This is a genomic window from Streptomyces sp. CB02400 (genome assembly GCF_001905725.1).
Taxonomy (GTDB): domain Bacteria; phylum Actinomycetota; class Actinomycetes; order Streptomycetales; family Streptomycetaceae; genus Streptomyces; species Streptomyces atrovirens.
The window spans coordinates 348,556-366,672 of record NZ_LIWB01000007.1 but is presented as its reverse complement, the minus strand read 5'-3'; the positions used below and the strand labels follow the sequence as shown (position 1 = coordinate 366,672).

At 73.1% G+C, this 18,117-nt stretch carries 21 protein-coding genes; 11 read left to right on the top strand and 10 right to left on the bottom strand.

Annotated elements, in window-relative coordinates; genetic code table 11:
- Positions 1–81 precede the first annotated feature (81 nt).
- Positions 82–570, top strand: a complete 489-nt coding sequence (locus tag AMK33_RS19730; RefSeq protein ID WP_073934148.1) for a DUF5709 domain-containing protein — start codon at positions 82–84, stop codon at positions 568–570.
- Positions 571–653: 83 nt separating this feature from the next.
- Here the strand turns inward: AMK33_RS19730 and AMK33_RS19725 are convergent, their stop codons facing one another.
- From AMK33_RS19725 to AMK33_RS19710, 4 genes are all read right to left on the bottom strand, one after another.
- Positions 654–875, bottom strand: a complete 222-nt coding sequence (locus tag AMK33_RS19725; protein WP_073934147.1) for a hypothetical protein — start codon at positions 873–875, stop codon at positions 654–656.
- Positions 876–1,062: 187 nt separating this feature from the next.
- On the bottom strand, positions 1,063–2,268 hold the full coding sequence (locus AMK33_RS19720; RefSeq protein ID WP_073934146.1) for a glycoside hydrolase family 64 protein: 1,206 nt from the start codon (positions 2,266–2,268) through the stop codon (positions 1,063–1,065).
- A gap of 312 nt (positions 2,269–2,580) precedes the next feature.
- Positions 2,581–3,471: a Gfo/Idh/MocA family protein gene (locus AMK33_RS19715; protein ID WP_073934145.1), complete on the bottom strand. Its 891-nt coding sequence runs from the start codon at positions 3,469–3,471 to the stop codon at positions 2,581–2,583.
- Positions 3,472–3,603: 132 nt separating this feature from the next.
- On the bottom strand, positions 3,604–4,017 hold the full coding sequence (locus tag AMK33_RS19710; RefSeq protein WP_073934144.1) for a VOC family protein: 414 nt from the start codon (positions 4,015–4,017) through the stop codon (positions 3,604–3,606).
- Between the two features lie 218 nt (positions 4,018–4,235).
- Here AMK33_RS19710 and AMK33_RS19705 point away from each other — a divergent pair, with 218 nt between their 5' ends.
- The 3 genes from AMK33_RS19705 (at position 4,236) to AMK33_RS19695 (ending at position 7,649) form a co-directional block, all read left to right on the top strand.
- Positions 4,236–5,093, top strand: a complete 858-nt coding sequence (locus tag AMK33_RS19705; protein ID WP_073934143.1) for an aldo/keto reductase — start codon at positions 4,236–4,238, stop codon at positions 5,091–5,093.
- A 123-nt stretch (positions 5,094–5,216) separates the two neighbouring features.
- Positions 5,217–6,983, top strand: a complete 1,767-nt coding sequence (locus AMK33_RS19700; protein ID WP_073934142.1) for an ABC transporter ATP-binding protein — start codon at positions 5,217–5,219, stop codon at positions 6,981–6,983.
- A gap of 423 nt (positions 6,984–7,406) precedes the next feature.
- Positions 7,407–7,649 carry a DUF5133 domain-containing protein gene (locus AMK33_RS19695; RefSeq protein ID WP_073934141.1) on the top strand — a complete coding sequence of 81 codons (243 nt, stop codon included), beginning with the start codon at positions 7,407–7,409 and terminating at the stop codon, positions 7,647–7,649.
- A gap of 21 nt (positions 7,650–7,670) precedes the next feature.
- Here AMK33_RS19695 and AMK33_RS19690 read toward each other — a convergent pair whose 3' ends face one another.
- A complete protein-coding gene (locus AMK33_RS19690; RefSeq protein ID WP_073934212.1) occupies positions 7,671–8,630 on the bottom strand; it encodes a GlxA family transcriptional regulator in 960 nt (319 codons plus the stop codon).
- 189 nt (positions 8,631–8,819) lie between these two features.
- On the opposite strand from AMK33_RS19690, the gene AMK33_RS19685 reads away from it, so the two are divergent.
- Together AMK33_RS19685 and AMK33_RS19680 are read left to right on the top strand one after the other, a co-directional pair.
- On the top strand, positions 8,820–9,293 hold the full coding sequence (locus AMK33_RS19685; protein ID WP_073934140.1) for a DUF2269 family protein: 474 nt from the start codon (positions 8,820–8,822) through the stop codon (positions 9,291–9,293).
- A gap of 151 nt (positions 9,294–9,444) precedes the next feature.
- Positions 9,445–9,660, top strand: coding sequence for a hypothetical protein (locus tag AMK33_RS19680; protein WP_073934139.1), 216 nt, complete (start codon positions 9,445–9,447; stop codon positions 9,658–9,660).
- 23 nt (positions 9,661–9,683) lie between these two features.
- Here the strand turns inward: AMK33_RS19680 and tgmB are convergent, their stop codons facing one another.
- The 3 genes from tgmB to AMK33_RS19665 all read right to left on the bottom strand — a co-directional run bounded on the left by tgmB (position 9,684) and on the right by AMK33_RS19665 (position 11,322).
- Positions 9,684–10,667, bottom strand: coding sequence for an ATP-grasp ribosomal peptide maturase (gene tgmB / locus AMK33_RS19675; protein WP_073934138.1), 984 nt, complete (start codon positions 10,665–10,667; stop codon positions 9,684–9,686).
- Between the two features lie 16 nt (positions 10,668–10,683).
- Positions 10,684–10,875 (bottom strand): putative ATP-grasp-modified RiPP, encoded by a 192-nt coding sequence (gene tgmA, locus AMK33_RS19670; RefSeq protein WP_004935783.1) that lies wholly within the window; start codon positions 10,873–10,875, stop codon positions 10,684–10,686.
- A 120-nt stretch (positions 10,876–10,995) separates the two neighbouring features.
- Positions 10,996–11,322 carry a YkvA family protein gene (locus AMK33_RS19665; protein WP_073934137.1) on the bottom strand — a complete coding sequence of 109 codons (327 nt, stop codon included), beginning with the start codon at positions 11,320–11,322 and terminating at the stop codon, positions 10,996–10,998.
- Positions 11,323–11,584: 262 nt separating this feature from the next.
- Here AMK33_RS19665 and AMK33_RS19660 point away from each other — a divergent pair, with 262 nt between their 5' ends.
- On the top strand, positions 11,585–12,652 hold the full coding sequence (locus AMK33_RS19660) for a hypothetical protein (RefSeq protein ID WP_201263050.1): 1,068 nt from the start codon (positions 11,585–11,587) through the stop codon (positions 12,650–12,652).
- A 214-nt stretch (positions 12,653–12,866) separates the two neighbouring features.
- On the opposite strand, the gene AMK33_RS19655 is transcribed toward AMK33_RS19660, so the two are convergent.
- Complete coding sequence (locus tag AMK33_RS19655; protein WP_201263049.1) at positions 12,867–13,982, bottom strand: hypothetical protein; 1,116 nt, start codon at positions 13,980–13,982, stop codon at positions 12,867–12,869.
- Between the two features lie 389 nt (positions 13,983–14,371).
- Between AMK33_RS19655 and AMK33_RS19650 the strand changes: the two genes are divergently transcribed.
- The 4 genes from AMK33_RS19650 to AMK33_RS19635 all read left to right on the top strand — a co-directional run bounded on the left by AMK33_RS19650 (position 14,372) and on the right by AMK33_RS19635 (position 16,586).
- On the top strand, positions 14,372–14,770 hold the full coding sequence (locus AMK33_RS19650; RefSeq protein WP_073934135.1) for a hypothetical protein: 399 nt from the start codon (positions 14,372–14,374) through the stop codon (positions 14,768–14,770).
- Complete coding sequence (locus tag AMK33_RS19645; RefSeq protein ID WP_073934134.1) at positions 14,767–15,543, top strand: hypothetical protein; 777 nt, start codon at positions 14,767–14,769, stop codon at positions 15,541–15,543. Before AMK33_RS19650 ends, AMK33_RS19645 begins: the two co-directional genes overlap by 4 nt.
- A gap of 38 nt (positions 15,544–15,581) precedes the next feature.
- Complete coding sequence (locus tag AMK33_RS19640) at positions 15,582–16,100, top strand: roadblock/LC7 domain-containing protein (protein ID WP_073934133.1); 519 nt, start codon at positions 15,582–15,584, stop codon at positions 16,098–16,100.
- A 111-nt stretch (positions 16,101–16,211) separates the two neighbouring features.
- Positions 16,212–16,586 carry a hypothetical protein gene (locus AMK33_RS19635; protein ID WP_073934132.1) on the top strand — a complete coding sequence of 125 codons (375 nt, stop codon included), beginning with the start codon at positions 16,212–16,214 and terminating at the stop codon, positions 16,584–16,586.
- 51 nt (positions 16,587–16,637) lie between these two features.
- On the opposite strand, the gene AMK33_RS19630 is transcribed toward AMK33_RS19635, so the two are convergent.
- Positions 16,638–17,840, bottom strand: a complete 1,203-nt coding sequence (locus AMK33_RS19630) for a globin domain-containing protein (protein WP_073934131.1) — start codon at positions 17,838–17,840, stop codon at positions 16,638–16,640.
- Positions 17,841–18,117: the final 277 nt, after the last annotated feature.

Sequence of the window (18,117 nt, the reverse complement as noted above, 5' to 3'; positions counted from 1 at the left end):
GGGGTTAGAGACCGTGTCACGGGAAACGCGGACCTGACACCCGAGGCGAACGAGCCGACGCAGCGTGACAGGGAGGAAACCATGGGCACCGAGCCGATGGGGGACGACGCCTACCAGCCCACCGGGAGCAACGAGGAGCAGGAGGACGCCGCGCCGCTCGACATGCAGGACGCCGTCGACGAACGGACCTACGACGACACCCTCGACGAGGGCTACTCCCCGCCGGAGAAACCGCTCGGCGTGACCAAGTACGGCACCACGGCCGCGGAGCAGCACGACGGGGAGAGCCTCGACCAGCGGCTGGCCCAGGAGGTGCCGGACGCGTCCGCGCCCGCCGGGGACGCGGTGGGCGACCTCCCCGGCGGCGAGGGCGAGCCGGTCGACCCGGAGGCGGGCACCGGCCGCGCCGGACGCCTGGTCGCCCCGGACGAGGGGGTCCGTACGGACACCACCAAGGAGTCCGTCGCCGAGGACGTCGGCATCGACGCGGGGGCGGCCGGCGCGGAGGAGGCCGCGGTGCACGTCGTGGAGGACGAGACGGCGCTCCCGGAGGACCGGGACGGAACCTGACCCCGGCACGGCGCCGCCGGCCCGGTGCGCGATCGCACCGGGCCGGCGGCGCCGTTCTGTCCCGCGGACAGGTGTACGCGGACTCAGGGCAGCATCTTGTCCAGGGCGGCGGGCCCCTCCTCGTCCAGCTTCCGCCTGGCCCACTCGAGGTTGCGCGGGGTGAGGTCCTTGCCCGAGGCAAGGACGATGTCCTCCGGCGACACATCGGTGCCGGTGCGGGCGTGGAGCATGCTGTCCGGGGTGGCGCGGTCCGCGGACCGCCGGGACGCTTCGGGCTGGGACGCGTCGGGCTGGGACGTCGACATCTTCTGGCTCCTCGGGTCCGGATCGCTGGAGCGGCCCCGGTGCTGTCATCGGGTCCTATGCCCCACCATTCAACGCGGGAGCCCGCCGTGCATCCGGAACGCTCGCGGCACCGCGGTGAAGGGCCGCTCCTCCTGGCTGCCGGGGTACCTTCTCCGGCCCGCGGGAAACCTGCTCCGCCGGGCAGCGCTAGAAGGCCGTGAGCGTCAGCCGCAGGCCCGTGGGTGCCGTGTCCTGGATGTACGAGGCGAAGTCGGCCACGTCGTCGAAGGCGAAGCCGTACGCCCTGCCGTCCTCGGTGGCCGTGTGGACCGCCCTGGAGTAGTGGTTGGTGAGCTCGGTCCGGTAGAAGACCGAGGCGTCGGCCGTCGGCTGGTCCGGGTGGCTGAGCAGCGTCGAGCGGTTGAAGCCGGCGCCCAGCACGGCGGCGACCGGGCCGGTCGTGCCGTCGTTGGGGGCGGCGAGGGCGCCGTCGCAGAAGAGGACGTCCCGCGTGGAGGGCTTGCCGAAGGAGACCTGGGCGGGCCCGTCGAAGGTGAACCGCTCGCCGCGCACCCGGCCGGTGAAGGTGCCGGCGTTGGTGGTGACCCTGAGGTCCCGGCCGGTGTAGGTGCTCCACACCTCGTCGATGTACGGGGCGAAGTAGTCCTCGGCGAACAGACCGGCGTCCAGACCGTGGCCGGGGGCGATGATCCGGGTGTCGTCCACGACGAGCCGGGAGAACGCCTCCACCCGCTTGACGGCGGCGAACGCCGCCGCGCGCCCGCCCTCGCGCACGGTGCCCGTCGTCTGGTCCTTGGCGCCGGTGAGCCGGATGCCCATCGGCACGCTGAACATGTCGACCATGGTCGTGTTGCAGAACATGCCCGAGGAGTTGTGGGTGAACTCGGCGCAGTCGTGCAGCACGCCGTAGTTGGGGTCGGAGGTGACCCAGCCGGCCGGGTACTGCAGCGCCGCGTCGCCGTTGCCGTCCGTGACGACCTTGAACTTGAGCTTCGCGCCGAGGGACACGTAGATCCGGCCGGACATGTACGGCAGGGAGAGCCTGGTCTCGCCGCTGCCGGCCAGACCGATCGCGTAGTCGGTGAAGCCGTCGGGGCCGTTGTCGGAGGCGGCGACCGGGGCGACGGTGCCCTCCGGGGTGACCCGGACCTGACGGCCGTCCACGTTGCCCACGATGTAGAGGTGCACGTTCGCGTTGCCGAAGGAACCGCTGTTGTTGACGACCGTCAGCGGCAGGGCCCCCGCCGCTGCCGTGCCGGCCTGTTGCTCGCCGGACTGGTCCGCGAGGGCGTGCGGAGCGATCGCCGCCGCCGCGGGGATGGCCACGGCGGCTCCGCCGAGGGCGAAGAGGACCTTGCGGCGGCCGAGGTTGCGCTGATGACGGGGGGTCATGTGGGGGATCTCCAGGAGTGGCTCGTGCGGATTCCTGACCGCGCCGGCCGGCCGACAAGGGAGGAGAGCCGCAGAGAGCGCTCTCAAAGCAGTACGTCGGGACCGGCGCGCGACACCGATGCTAGGTACGGCCGCGGCCCCCGCCAACGGTCCGACTTGTCCGCAACACCGCGCTGACCTGCGGTTGTTCGAAGAAACGGCGAAGATCCGACGATCGCTTAACCGGGCTTTAAGGGCCGCTTAAGCCGGTCGGGTCCGATGGCCACGGAGCGCGTCGGGAGCGCTCCGTTCCGCAGCCGCCCGGTGGGGCCGTCAGCGCGTTCGCCCGTTCAGCTGTGCCTCCGCCGCGGCCAGGATCTCCGTCACCCGGAGTGCGAACGCCGCGTCGCAGGGGTGGGGGGTACCGGTACCGGCCGCGGCGAGGAGGGCGTCCGCGGCCCGGGTGAGCGCCGGGACCGCGCCCTCGGAGGCCTCCGGGAGGGAGGTGACGCCCGCCGTGCCGCGGAGCTCGACCACGGCGCCGGCCGCCGCCGGGGGAGCGGTCAGGCTCAGGGTGAGGCTGCTCGACGCACCGCCCGTGTGGTCGAGGACGAGATGGACGGTGTCGCCGGGGCCGTACGCCGCCGCCGTCACCTGCCGCGGTTCGCCGAGCACCGGAAGCAGGACGGACAGGGCGTGCGGACCGACGTCCCACAGGGCGCCCTTCTCCCGCCGCCACGGAGAGGCGGCGAAGGGATTGCCGTCGGAGGTGAACACCGCCCCGAGCCACTGCGCGCGCCCGGTGAACCAGCCGCCCGTGCGCGCCTGTTCGGTGATCCACGCCTCCGGCCCGGGCTGGAAGCGGGTGGTGAAGAAGACCACGGACGCGACCCCCGCCTCCTCGGCCGCCCCGACCACCGCGTGCCCCTGCGCGACGGTCGGCGCGAGCGGCTTGTCGAGCAGCAGATGGCATCCGGCCCGCGCCGCGCGCACCGCCAGCTCCGCCTGCACCGCGGGCGGCAGCGCGACGGCGACGGCGTCCACGTCGGCGAAGAGCGCGTCGACGTCGTCGTACGCCCGGGTGCCGTGCAGACCGGCCAGCTCCTCGGCGGCGTCGGGCCGGCGGCCCCACACCCCGACGAGGTCGAGGTCCGGGTGCCCGCTCAGCGCGGGGGCGTGGGCCGCCTGCGCCCAGGGTCCGGTGCCGAGCAGTCCGATCCGCATGCCGCCGCCTCTCCCGGTGCGGCGACCGCCGCCCAACCGGTGTCCTGGCGCGCTCCGCCGACGCGCTCCGGTCAGTACGGTGATCCCTGCCGGAGCGTCATGTCAACGGCCGCTCGCCGGGAGGCGCGGGGCTCAGTCCGCGGGCTGGTTGATGTTGACCATCCAGGGGATGCCGAAGCGGTCCGTGCACATCCCGAACACGTCCCCCCACATCTGCTTCTCCAGCGGTACGGCAACCGAGCCGCCGCCGGACAACTTCTCCCAGTAGCCGCGCAGTTCGGGCTCGTCCTCGCCGCTGACGCTCACGGCGAAGTTGTTCCCCGGGGCGTACGACATGCCCGGCGGCATGTCGGCGCCCATGAGGGTGAAGCCGGCCGCGCTCGTCAGCATGCCGTGCATGATCTTGTCGGCGTTGTCGGTTCCGGGTCGGCCGAAGTCGCCGTACGTGTTGAGCCGCAGTCGGCCGCCGAAGACCTCCTTGTAGAACTCCAGCGCCTGCCGCGCGTTCCCGTCGAAGCTGAGATACGGATTGAGGAGCGAGGTCATGATTACCTCCCGGAATGTCCGCAAAGGACCGGCTGCGCGCAGCGTAACGCCGGGCACCGGCGCCCGCGCGGTGGCGGTGTCGCGGGCGGGGTCCCGATTCAGTGCCCCGTCTGCTGAATGCGTTCGCTTTCTTCTATTGGATTTCGGGCCGTGCGGGGACCAGGCTGGTACGCGCTTTCCGAGACCGTGAGACGACAGCCGGAAGAGGTCACGCGCACATGCACACCCGCCGTATCGGTGATGTCGAGGTCGGTGCCGTCGGACTGGGTGCCATGCCCATGTCGATCGAGGGGCGCCCGGACGAGACACGCTCCCTGGCCACCCTGCACGCCGCGCTGGACGCCGGTGTCACCCTGATCGACACCGCGGACTCCTACCACCTGCACGCCGGCGAGGTCGGTCACAACGAGACCCTGATCGCCAAGGCCCTCGCCTCCCACGACCGGGGCGGCGACGTCCTGGTCGCCACCAAGGGCGGTCATCTGCGCCCCGGCGACGGCAGCTGGACCCAGGACGGCAGCCCCGGGCACCTGAAGCGGGCGTGCGAGGCGTCCCTGCGGCGGCTCGGCGTGGAGGCCATCGGGCTCTACCAGTTCCACCGGCCCGACCCCCGCGTCCCCTACGCCGAGTCCGTCGGCGCGCTGCGCGAGCTGCTGGACGAGGGGAAGATCCGCATGGCCGGCATCTCCAACGCCGACCCGGAGCAGATCCGGCAGGCCGCCGGGATCCTCGGCGGCCGGCTGGTCTCCGTGCAGAACAAGTTCTCCCCGGCCTTCCGCTCCAGTGAGCCGGAACTGCGCCTGTGCGACGAGCTCGGCATCGCGTTCCTGCCCTACAGCCCCTTCGGCGGCATCGCCCGGGCCGGTGAACTCGCCTCGGCCCACGCCCCGTTCGCGCGGATCGGCCGGGCGTACGGGGTGAGCGCGTACCAGGTGTGCCTGGCGTGGATGCTCGCCAGGTCGCCGGTCGTCGTCCCCATTCCGGGCGCGAGCCGGCCGGAGTCGGTCCGTGACTCGGCGGGCGCCGCCGGCCTCGTCCTGACGGCCGAGGACCTCGCGGAGCTGGACGCCGGCTGAGCGCCCCCCGCCCGTCTCAGGCGCCGGACGCCGGGGCGGGCACCTCATGTGCCTGGTGTACTCCTGGCACGCAAGCGGAGAAAGCGCTTGCTGAACAAGGCTCACAGTGGAGGACCCCCGCCCATGGCGTCGCTGGAAAGACCGCTCGACCACCGCTACCGCGGCGAGCACCCGATCCGCACCCTCGCCTATCTGTTCCGCGCCGACCGCGGCCGGCTCGCCGCCGCCGTCGGCGTCTTCACGGTCAAGCACAGCCCGATCTGGCTGCTGCCGCTGATCACCGCGTCCATCATCGACACCGTCGTGCAGCACCAGCCGATATCCCGGCTGTGGACCAGCACCGGCGTCATCATGTTCATCCTGCTGGTCAACTACCCGCTGCACGTGCTGTACGTCCGGCTGCTGTACGGCAGCGTCCGCCGCATGGGCACCGCCCTGCGCTCCGCGCTGTGCACCCGCATGCAGCAGCTCTCCATCGGCTACCACTCCCGCGTCAGCGCCGGAGTGCTCCAGGCCAAGGTCGTCCGGGACGTGGAGACCGTCGAGCAGATGGTGCAGCAGACCGCGGAGAACGGGCTCGGCGCGCTCACCGTCCTCACCGGCGGGCTCGTCATCATCGCGATCCGCACCCCCGAGTTCCTCCCCGTCTTCCTGATCGTCGTGCCCGCCGCCGCACTGCTCGTCGCCAAGCTGCGGGCCCGACTGCGCACGCACAACGAGCACTTCCGCCACGAGGTGGAGACGCTGTCCTCCCGGGTCACGGAGATGACCCGGCTCATCCCCGTCACCCGCGCCCACGGCCTGGAGGGCAAGGCGCTGCGCCGGATGGACGGCACCCTGAACCGGCTGCTCACCTCCGGGATGCGCCTGGACCTGGTCAACGGCCGGTTCGGCTCGCTGGCCTGGGTCGTCCTCAACGTCATCGGCGTGAGCGTGCTGGCCGGCGCGGCCCTCATCTCGTACTACGACGTCTGGAACGTCACCGCCGGCGACGTCGTGATGCTCAGCGCCTTCCTGACCACGCTCACCAACTCCACCACCACGCTCGCGGGACTGGCCCCGGTCATCACCAAGGGCCTGGAGTCCGTCCGCTCGGTCGGTGAGGTTCTCCAAGCCCCCGAACTGGAGGACAACGAGGGCAAGACGGAGGTCGACGGAGTGCGCGGCGCGATCACCTTCGAGGGCGTCGGCCACGCGTACGAGACCGACGGGCGCCCCGCCGTGCGCGACTTCACCCTCGACGTCGCCCCGGGCGAGACCATCGCGCTCGTCGGCGCCTCCGGGGCGGGCAAGTCCACCGTGCTCAACCTGGTCATCGGCTTCATCCGCCCGACCTCCGGCCGGCTGCTGCTCGACGGCACCGACATGAACGGCCTCGACCTGCGCACCTACCGGCGCTTCCTGTCCGTGGTGCCCCAGGAGTCGATCCTGTTCGACGGCACCGTCCGGGAGAACGTCGCCTACGGCATGGACGACGCGGACGAGGAGACGGTACGGGCCGCGCTGCGCGACGCCAACGCGCTGGAGTTCGTCGACCGGCTGCCCCAGGGCCTCGACACCCTCGTCGGGGAGCGCGGCGCCCGCCTGTCCGGCGGGCAGCGCCAGCGGCTCGCCATCGCCCGCGCGCTGATCCGGGACCCGAAGGTGCTGGTCCTGGACGAGGCGACCTCGGCGCTCGACACCCGCTCGGAGGCGCTGGTGCAGGAGGCCCTCGCCCGGCTGCTGCGCGGACGCACCACGTTCGTCGTGGCACACCGCCTCTCCACCGTGCGCGGCGCCGACCGGATCGTGGTGATGGCGGACGGCCACATCCAGGAGATCGGCACCCACGAGGACCTGCTGCGCCGGGGAGGGGCATACACGGCACTGCACAGCGGCCAGGCGGCCTGACCGCCCCGGACCCACCGACGACCAACGGCCTCTGCCGCGCCCGAGCTCGTCCGGGACTGAAAGGGGGTCTGGGGTGCGGCTCTGGGGGCGGGTGCCCCGCCGTGTCCATGGCCGTCCGGGCGGTGAGGGTGAGGTCCGGTCAGGGTCGGAAGGGGGTCTGGGGTGCTGCCCTGGGGGCGGGTGTTCCGCCGTGACCGCGCTCGTCCGGGCGGTGAGAGTGAGGTCCGTCCAGGGGTGAAAGGGGTCCGGGGCGCAGCCCCGGGGACGGGACGGGAAGGGGCGGCGGGGGCGAAACACCTTCGGCTCCGTGCCGTCGCGGTCAAGATGCGAGTGGTTTCGGTCAATTGTGGCCACATGGGCACATGGGATGAGTGCTTCCGCCTGGTTCGGGCATACGCAGCGAAAACCAGAGAGGGGCGCCTCGTGCTCGTACCGGACCCGAAGGTCGTCAGACGGCTGCTGACGCGGTACGCGACGCTGCGGATAGCCCAGGCGGAACGGTATTCGCCGGCGGCGGCGCGTGAACTGGAGGAGGTCAGCTCCACGCTCTGCGTGATGACGGGGGCGTCCTGCGTCCACGACGCCATCGCGCTGGCGGACGAGCTGCTCGACCGGGCACGGACCCCGGAGGCGGACGGGGAGAGCGGCCTGCCCCTGGCCGTCTGAGTCACCGGGCCGCTCACCCGCTCACTCGCTCACCCGCCGCCCGTTGAACGTCGAGCGATACGCGTACGGCGTCGTGCCCACGACCTTGCGGAACCGCTCGCGGAACGCCGTGGGCGAACCGAACCCGGCCTGCTGGGCGATCCGTTCGACCGTGTGGTCGCTGTTCTCCAGCAGGTACTGGGCGCGCCGCACCCGCGCCCGCAGCAGCCACTGCAACGGCGTGGTGCCCGTCTGCTCACGGAACCGGCGGCTGAAGGTGCGCTCGCTCATGCCGGCGCGCGCCGCCATCGCCCCGAGGGTGACCTCGTGCGCCAGGTTGTCCTCGACCCAGTCCAGCAGCGGCTCCAGATCCGACCCGCGGGGCACGGGCGGGTGCTCGTGCACGATGAACTGGGCCTGCCCGCCCTCCCGTTCCAGCGGCATCACCGACATCCGGGCGGCGTTCGCGGCCACGGCCGAGCCCAGGTCCCGACGGATCATGTGCAGGCACATGTCCAGCGCGGCGGCGGCGCCGGCCGAGGTGAGGATCTGCCCGTTGTCGACGTAGAGCACGTCCGGCTGCACGTCGACGTCCGGGAAGGCGCGGGCCAGCTGTCCGGCGGCCACCCAGTGCGTGGTGGCGCGCAGCCCGTCCAGCAGCCCGGCCTCCGCCAGCACGAACGCGCCCACGCACACCGAGGCGATCCGGGTGCCCGCCCCGGCCGCCTCGCGCAGCGCCGTGAGCACGGCCGGCGAGGGCGGGGGCGCGCCCTCGGCACGGCCCGGGACGATGACCGTGTCGGCGTCCGCCAGTGCCTGGAGCCCACGGTCGACGCGCAGGGTGAAACCGCCGTCCGCGAGCACCTCCGGCCGCTCGGCACACAGCCGGACCCGGTAGGGGTGCCGGCCGTCGGGCAGCCGCGTCCAGTCGAAGACCTGCATGGGCGCCGCCATGTCGAACGGCACCACCCCATCGAGAACCAGAATCGCCACGGAGTGCATGACCGCCACGATAGGCGGATTCCCGCCACCCGCCGGAACCGGGGCAGCGGGGAGGTGACGGGGTGCGAGCCGAGGTGGGCGGTGTTGGCGGGAACCCGTTGGAACCTGTCGTTTCAGCCCCTGGGTGATCACCCGGCGGGCTCCTAACGTGAGCCCGGCACCGCCGTTCACACCATGGAAAGAGTCCCGGTGACCAAGCTCCTGCTGTCCCTCCACGTCCTGGCCGCCATCGTCGCCGTCGGCCCCGTCACCGTCGCGGCCAGCATGTTCCCGCCGGCCGCGCGCCGCGCCGTCCCGGCGGAGGGCGACGGGCCCGCCGCGGCGGCCGTGACCACCGTCACACTGCTCCACCGCATCTGCGGGGTCTACGCCCGCATAGGGATCGCGGTGCCCGTCCTCGGCCTCGCCACCGCCCTGGCGATGGGTGTCCTGGACGACGGCTGGCTCGTCACCTCGATCGGCCTCACCGCGGCCGCCGCCGGGGTCCTGCTCGCCTTCGTGCTGCCCCGGCAGGACGAAATAGTCGAACGGCTGGGCGAGGGACGGCCCGTCGGCCGGCAGGATACGGTGCGACTCGCCATGTTCACCGGGGTGTTCAACCTGCTGTGGGCGACCGTCACCGTCCTGATGATCGTCCGCCCCGGCTCCACGACGGGTGCCTGACCACCCGGAATGCCTGAACTGTGACGCACTTCCGGAATGCCCGTTCCGTGGTCCGTCGTGCCGGGGAATTCCCCCTCGGGGATGGTCGGCCGCCTAGACTCTGCACTCGCGTCCCGCATCGGGGCCGACGAGCAGAAAGGCACGTTGACGGGTGTTCCAGGATTCCCCCATCTACGACCGACTCATCGCGGAGTGCGGCGACGTGCCCGCACAGGTGCGCCGCGAGGCCGAACGCGTGAGCAGGGAGCTGGAGCTGGTCATGCGGCCCCTGCAGTCCCCCGGTTACGCCCCCGGCCTCGACCGGCCGCAGTCCCCGGGCAACGGCTGGCAGCGCACCGCCCTGCTGCCGGGACCGCGGTCGCACTGAGCCCTCGCGCGGTGACGGGCCCCTCACCGCACCGTGCTGCCCGCCTCGTCGAGCTCGGCGGGTTCGTCGGGAATGGGACGGGACAACCACTCGGCGATGGTCCGGGCGATCGGCTGCCCCGTCTCCACCTCCACGAACCCGAACTGCCCCGACTGGTTGCACTCCAGGAACCACCAGGTCCCGTCGGCGTCCTCGGCGAAGTCGAAAGCGCCGTACGCCAGTTCGGACCGGCGCAGATACGCGCGTACGGCGTCGGCGGTGCGCGCCGGGACCTCGACCGGCTCCCAGGGCGACCCGGGAGCGGCGAAACGCACGTCCACCTCCTCCGGATCCGCGTCCGGCCGCGTCGCCTTGCGGGCCGCCAGCAGCCGCTCACCCACCGCGGTGAGCCGGATGTCGGCCCGCTTGGCGATCCGCCGCTGCAGCAGCGTCGGCCCGAACGCGACCGCGGAGAAGTCCGTGTCCGGCGCCACCCTGCTGGTCGGCACCGCCCGCGGCGGGTCCTGGGGATGCGCCCCCGACACCGGCTTGACCACCAGGTCGGGGAAGCGCTCCGCGAACTCCCGCGCGGCGCGCGGGAACGTGGTGATCACCGTGGCCGGCACGGGCAGGCCGCAGCGCTGGGCCAGCCGCAGTTGCCACGGCTTGTGGCGGGCCTGCCGGGCCGCGTCCGGATGGTTCATCCAGCGCGCGTCACAGCCGCGCAGCATGCCGTAGAGCGCCTGCGAGGCCTCCTCGGTCAGCCACGCGGACGGCTGCGGCGCGCGCCCGGCCGGCGTGCCGGGCCGGCGCACCCACACGGACCGCAGTCCGCCGATGCTCACCAGCCTCCCGCCGGCGGACAGATGGCCGCGGAAACGGCCGTGGACGTACTCGCCGGACAGTGAGACACCGCCCGTCAGATCGGCGGGATCGAGGCGCACCACCGGCACACCGGAGCCGTTCAGATGGACGACCACCATGTCGGCGGTCACATCCTCCTCACTGGTGAGGATCAGCACGGTCATCGTCTACGGTCCGCGTTCAGTCGTCGAAGTGGGTCTTGGAGCCCGCGGTGGACGTCGTCGTCCCCACCTCGCGCAACAGCGCGTGATCGCAGGCCGCGATCCGCCCGTCGCCGAGTACGTTCAACTGCAGTCCGGAGTCATACGCGTACGGAGTGGCAACGGCCAACTCCACTGCCGGACGTGCGTAGTTGAGCGCGAACGGTTGCATCGTCTCTCCCTCGTCGGTGCTGCGCCGAGCAGGCAACGGCCCGCTGTGCGCCGTCGCTTGGTCCGCCGACTTCTTTTGGCTTCCAGAGACTTATACGAATCGAACGGGTGGTTGGTTTCCTCACGGAGCGTAATCATCGGCGGGTCGCCGGCGGCCCCTCCGGAGGGGTGCTCCGGGAGCCCGGGCGCCGGAGGAACCCCGCATGGTGCGCAGGGCCAGCAGGAGAACGCCCATGTCGTCCAGGTAGACCGGATCGGGCAGCAGATCGGCCGGCAGCACCAGGTAGAGGACCGCGCCCCAGAACACCCAGCGGGGCCCCGTGGGCAGACCCGCGTGACGCAACTCACGCCGCATGCGCACCAGTCGGACCAGGACGGCGACGGCGCCGGCCAGCACCACGGCCGCGAGGACCGCGGCGACGACGAGCACCACGGTGGTCTTCTCCAACGGACCGCCCTCCTCCTGTGACCCGTGACCCGTGACCCGTGGCCCGTGCCGCGGTCTCGCCGCGACACGGCCCGCACTGAGCGGATTCCCGCTCGCGACGCCGGTATGGCGGCCGGGACCGGCCATGCGCGCACGCGTCCGATGCCCCGCGAAATCCGCGCGAAACGCCGGATCGCCGCAGGTCATCCCGGTGGCTCAACCAAGTGGCAGTGAGGGGTGGGGGCGCCTAGAAATGGTCATCAGCCTTCCCATGGAGACGATCATGACCACATTCTCCTCGTCACTTCCCTCGAACGAACCGGTCATACCCACCGAGGCGGCCACGGCCCCGCCCTCCGCCACGACGGCCACGGCGACCGGCACCCACCGGCAGGACCGGGCCCTCACCCGCCCGCTCGGGTTCATGACGAAAGCCCCGGCCGCCACGGCCGACCTCGTGGACCCCGTCACGGCCGGGAAGCCGTACGGCGATCCGGTCGGCGACCTGGTGCGCACCGCCGTCTCGGACCGGTCGCTGGAGGATGTCGCCGCCCTCGTCACCGCGCTGGAGCGCTCGCCCGAACACACGCGGGCCGTGGTCGAGGCGCTGCGCGCCGCCGGGATCGACCGGTCGGTGGAGGACGTCACCCGTCTCGTGGCCCTGCTGACCCGGCCGCCGCGTGACGCGGGCAGCGCGGACGAGACGATCCGCGCGGCGGCGGCCCACCGCTCCGTCGAGGACGTCACCCTCCTCGTCGCGCTGCTGCACAGCGAGCCGCTGGCGCCCCACTGCCGAGAGGAGGCGCTGCGGGCGGCGGCGACCGACCGCTCCGTCGACGAACTGGTCGAACTGATCGACCGCCTGGCCGCCCAGCGGCCGGTGACGCCCGAGCCCCACCCCGGGGACGAGACCGGCCGCCGCACGCCCGAGCCGGCCGCCAGGTCCGTGATCTGGTCGACCCGGCTCGCCGCCGTGGCCCTCGCCGTCTGCGCGGTGACCCACTTCCCGCTGCGGCACGACGGTGTCCCCCTCTCCCTGCATGCCTTCGCCGTCGGCCTGTCGGTGTTCTGCACGGCGCTGGCGCTGATCCTGGTGGTGCGCCCCGGTGCGATGGCCCTGGCGGGAGCGGTGGTGGTCCCGGCGCTCCTGGCCACGGCCCACGCCTACGGCGACTCCCTCCCGTCGGCGGCCCTGCCCCGATCCGTGAACCTGGCCCTCGCACCCCCATGGCTGGCCACCCCGACCGCAGCCGCAGCCGCCCTACTGGCGCTGGCGTCCCTGGCCATGCACATGAAGTCCTTTCTCCCCACCACCCGCTGGACCCCGAAGCCCCGCAGCACGACCGAGTAACGCCTCGTCCCCCCGCGATCCGCGGGCAGTCGTGCCTCCCCCAGTGCCTTGAGGGCCTGGGAGGTACCCCAGGGCGGCACGGGTGGGTGGTGGGGGTACCTCCCGCTCGAGCGGAGCCGAGAGTGGGGGAGGCACCCCGTTATCGCCGGGCAGCGCAAACACCCCCGGCCCACCCCGACGCAGCGCACCCCCCCAAACGCCGTACCGAAAGCGCCTAGTTGTCCGACGCGGGCTCCCCGGAGACGGGGCCCGGCCGCCGCGCCTTGCCACCGATCTTGAGCCGCTCCAGAGTACGAGTCAGAGGTGACGCCCCCCGAGGCGCGGGAGCCTCCCCCGCCCCCAGGACCTCGGCGGATTCCCGGTACACGGCCAACGCCTCATGCGCACGCTCCGCCGCCTCCCGGTACAGATCCCGTGACTTCGTCATCGCCTCCAGCGCCTCGGCGTACATCGCCACCAGCGCCCGCTGCCGGACGAGTTCCTCCTCCATCGTCAACAGGCGCCACTCCTCCCGCAGCGCCGTCAGCGCGTCCTCCGCCCCCTCCGGCAGCGTGCGCGGCAGCGCGTCGTACCGGGTCACCGCCGCCACGAGGTCGACCGGTTCCGTGCCGTCCAGGAACACCGCGCGTACGGCGAAGGCGTCGGCGTCGTACCCCTCGGGCGCCGGACTGCCGGGCAGCACCACCGCGCCCCCGCGCGGAACCTCCACACCGAACTCCCGCAGCGCCCAGTTCGCCACCCGCGACTGCTGGGGCGTGGCCCGGTGCTCCACCACCCGGTCCCGCAGCCCCGGCGGCAGCCAGCGCGCGAGCGGCACCCGGCCGCGCTCGTCCGTGGTCATCGCCTCATGGACGACGACATGGACGTGCCACGGGTCGCGCACACAGGCGCGCAGCAGCCGTCGTACGTCCTTGTCGTCCTCGGGCAGCGGATTGATCACGCCCGGCCGCAGTCCCGTCGCCGGGTCGGCGTTCCACCCCGGGTCCGGCTCCGACGGCCAGAACATGGCGGCCGGGGACGGCCAGGAGGGGTCCCAGGGCTGTTCCGCCTCGGCGACCAGGATCCAGTCCCGGCCCGTGTCTGTGCCGGGCGCGAGGCTCAGCCGGGCGCGCACGGTGACCCCGCCCGCGACTCGCGTCCGGGCTTCGAACACCAGGTCGGGAGCGGTGTCCGGCGCGGGGAGTTCCAGGAAGTCGTCGATGTCCTGGCCGGCCTTGAGCCAGTGCAGGGTGTGCCGGATCGCCGTGTCGGGCGTGGCACCGGCGTGGCGGCCGCGGGCCAGCCAGACTGTGGGAGGGACGGCGGGGCGGGCTGAGGAGGAGGTCGGCATGGGTCCAGTCGTGAGCGGGGGCACGTGCTCCTGCCAGTATCGTCGTGGCCGGCCGGAGGATTGAGCCGGGGCTCCGCCGGTCGGCGTGTCGCGCGCGGGGTGTGCGCGGCGCACACATGGTGACAGCGGTTCACCCGTGGTCCCGGCGGCGGGGCCGTCACCACAATGGGGCCCGCGGGCGGGGCCGGCCCACCATCCGCACCGGGGCCGGCCCCGCCCGCGCCCTGTCCCGGCGGTGGTCCGGCGGCAAAAGCCCGGACCCTACCAGCGGCGCACCGCCCCTGTCGCATATTCCCCCGGAAAACGCCAAAGCCCTCACCTCGGTCGAGCACACACCGTAGCGTCGACGTCACGTTCGCGGTACAGCCGTGCGAGAAGGGGGATCCGGCGTGCCCGGAATCGACGAGAGCCTGCTGGAAGCCATGCGACTGCCGGGGGCGCGCGGTGCCCTGGTGGTCGACTGGATCAGCGGGCTCGCCCTGGGGGCGGTGGGCGAGGCGCCCGGCGAGGACGTGGAGGCCACGGCCGCGGAGACCGCCGAACTCGCCCGCCTGGCCATGGAGAGCGGCACCCTCGCGCCCGCCGGCGGCGGGGCCGGGACGGGCAAGGAACCACCCGTCGACGACCTGATCCTCACCACCGCCGACGCGTACCACCTCCTGCGCTTCGTCGTCACGACCTTCGACAGCACGGTGTTCCTGTACCTCTGGCTCGACCGCGCCGACGGCAACCTCGCCCTGGCCCGGATCCGGCTGGCCGAGATGGCGGACCGGCTGGTGCTCGGATGACCGCGGCGTGCACCGGCGAAACCGCGCCGGAACTGCTCGGCACCCTCGCGGCCGACCACGCCACCGGGGCACTCTCCACGGAGTCCGGGGTCTTCTACCTCTCGGCCGGACACGTCGTCCACGTCGAGTCCGCGTACAGCCCCGACCTCGGCGACCTGCTCACCCGCAGCGGCGCCGTCGCCCCGGCCGGCTGGTGGGACGCCGTCGAACGGGCCGGGGCCCGGCACCGCGTCGGCCGCCAGCTCGTCGACAGCGGGCGCCTCACCACCGGCGCGCTGGAACTGTGCCATCTGGGCGCCCTGTTCGACGCGGCGTACTTCGCGCTCGCCCACGACGGCGCCACGCTCCGCTTCCGCCCCGGGGTCGCGCACTGGCTCGGCGCGGTCCGCCCCGTACCCGTGGCGACCGTGCTCGGCGAGTCACGGCGCCGCCGCGCCCTGCTGCACCGCATCTGGCCCGACCCGGCCGTCGACACCGCCCCGCTCACCCGCGTGCCGGGCACCGGCCCCGCCGAACTGCCGCCCCGCCGCGCCCGCACCCTCGCCCAGGTCGACGGCGCCCGCACCGCCGCACAGATCGCCGCGGCCCTCGCCCACCGCACCTTCCACACCCTCGTCGAACTGCGCCGCCTGGCCGCCGGCGGACTGGTCACCCCCGCGCCACCCCCGCCCGCCACGCCCGTCCACGCCGTCCCCGACGCGGGCGGCGCGGCGTGGGACGAGCCCGACACAGCGCTGCTGAGACGGCTCCTGGACGCCTTGGAGGCACTGTGATCCGCGCGCGCCGACAGCGTGCCGAAAGGAGACTGCTCATGGCCGTCGAGACCGACGTGCTGGACGAACTGCGTCGGCTCCGCACCCGTATACCCAAGCTGGCGGGCTCCCTCGCGGCCACCGTCGACGGACTCGTCCTCGCCCACGACATCCCCGACACCGAACCGGAGGGGCTGGCCGCGCTCACCGCCGCCGCGCTCGGCGTCGCGTACCGGATGGCGGACGCCGCCGCCCGCGGCGAGTTCCGCGAACTCCTGGTGCGCGGCAGCCAGGGCTACATCGCCACCTACGCGGCCGGCACCACCGCCGTCCTCACCCTCCTCGCCGACGACCGGGTCAACGTGGGCCGGCTGCACCTGGAGGGCCGGCGCAGCGGATCCCGGATCGCGGAGCTGGTGGACACCCACAGCGGCCCGGGCGCCGGGCGGCACGCCGACCGGCTCACGACCCGGGAGACCCCCGCGCCGGCCCAGGGCCCGGCCCGGCCCATCGGCACCCTCCCGGTGCGGACCCCGCAGCGGCCCGCACACCGGCCCCGGCCCCAGCCCGGCGGCTGACCTCCCGGTTTTCCTCCGGGCTTTCCTCCCGGTTCCCCTCCCCGGCCGGACGCCTCCGTACGACCCGGCGGCCGGCCCGAATCACCTGTCACGACCGAAAGGACACGTCCCATGGCCAACACCGAGACCTCGCTCAAGGAATGCCTCAGCTCCATCGACGGCGCGACGGCCGCCGCACTCGTCGACTACACCAGCGGCATGGCCCTCGGCACGCTGGGCGGCGGCAAGGACTTCAACCTGGAGGTCGCCGCCGCCGGCAACACCGACGTCGTACGGTCCAAGCTGCGCACCATGGAACACCTGGGGCTGAACGAGGAGATCGAGGACATCCTGATCACCCTGAACAGCCAGTACCACCTCATCCGCCTGCTCAAGGGGCGCGGCGGGAACGGCCTCTTCCTGTACCTGGTGCTCGACGGCGGCCGGGCCAACCTGGCCATGGCGCGGCACCAGTTGCGCCGTATCGAGGCCGAGCTCGAGGTCTGATCCGGCACCGGGGCCCTTCGTGCCGCCGGTGGCACGAAGGGCCCGAGCCGGTCAGGCCGCCTCAGGCAGCCACAGGTCGGGGCCGAAGACCTCGTAGTGGATGGAGCGGGCGGGCACCCCGGCGTCGAGCAGTCCGCCGCGCACGGCACGCATGAACGGCAGCGGGCCGCACAGGTACACCGTCGCGTCCACCGGGACGTCGATCCCCGCGAGGTCCATCAGGCCGTCGCGGGCGTCGAGCTCCTCCGGGCCGGGACGCTCGTACCAGAAGACCGCCTCCGCGTCGAGCAGCGCGTTCACGATCTCGCGGGTCTCGGCGCGCAGCGCGTGCTCGACGGGCGAGCCGTCGGCGTGCAGGACGAGCACCCGCCGGGTGGAGCCGGTGGCGGCCAGCCGGGCGAGCATGCCCAGCATCGGGGTGCAGCCGATGCCGGCCGAGACCAGGACCAGCGGGGTGTCGGCCTCGTCGAGCGCCACGTCGCCGGCGGGCACGGACAGCATGAGCTCGTCCCCGGTGCCGGTCCGCTCGTGCAGCAGGTCGGAGACCTCACCGTCCGGTGCGCCGTCCGCTCCGGCGACCCGCTTGACGGTGATACGGCGCAGATCGTCCCCGGGGTCCGAGGACAGGCTGTACTGGCGGAGCTGGTGCACCCCGTCGGGCATGAGCAGCTTCACGCTGACGTACTGGCCCGCCCGGGCCGGCGGGGCGGGCTCGCCGTCGGCGGGGCGCAGCAGGAACGACACCACGTCGTCCGTCTCCTCGTGGCGTTCCACCACCGTCCACGGGCGCCAGATGTCGCCCGGTTCGACACCGGCGTCGTGGTACAGGCGCGCCTCCTGCGCGATGAGGGCGCCGGCCATCAGCCAGTACACCTCGTCCCAGGCGGCGGCGACCTCGGGCGTCACCGCGTCGCCCAGCACCTCGGCGATCGCGCCGAACAGGTACTTGTGCACGATCGTGTACTGGTCGTCGGTGATGCCGACCGCCACGTGCTTGTGGGCGATCCGGGACAGCAGGGCGTCCGGGCGGGTGTCCGGGTCGGCGAGCAGCGCCTGGGCGAAACCGGCTATGGACCCGGCGAGCGCCCGGCGCTGGGCGCCGCTGGCCTGGTTGCCCCGGTTGAACAGGCCGTCCAGCAGCTCGGGCCGGTCGCGGAACATCGAGCCGTAGAAACGCGTGGTGATCTCGTCGAGGGCCCCGGCCACGGCGGGCAGGGTGGCCCGCAGTACTGCGGCGGACTCTTCGGACAGCATGAAGTCTCCCAAGGGCGGGACGGGGGAAGCGGGTTGGACCGCGGATCCGGACCGGCGGCAGCACCTGTATAGCAACCCGACATGCCTGTTTCCGGGGGTAACGGGGCCGCTGGGGGCAACGCGGGACCGTCGTCCCGCCGGAAGGGGACCTCCGGCCCCGGAGGACGACCGCGGGACAGGGCCGACCGGCCCAAACGGCCGGGCGGACCGAGCGGGCCGGACGGCCGAGCGGGCCGGCTGCCCGCCGGTGGTCCCCGCCGGTCCGGCCGTCCGGCCG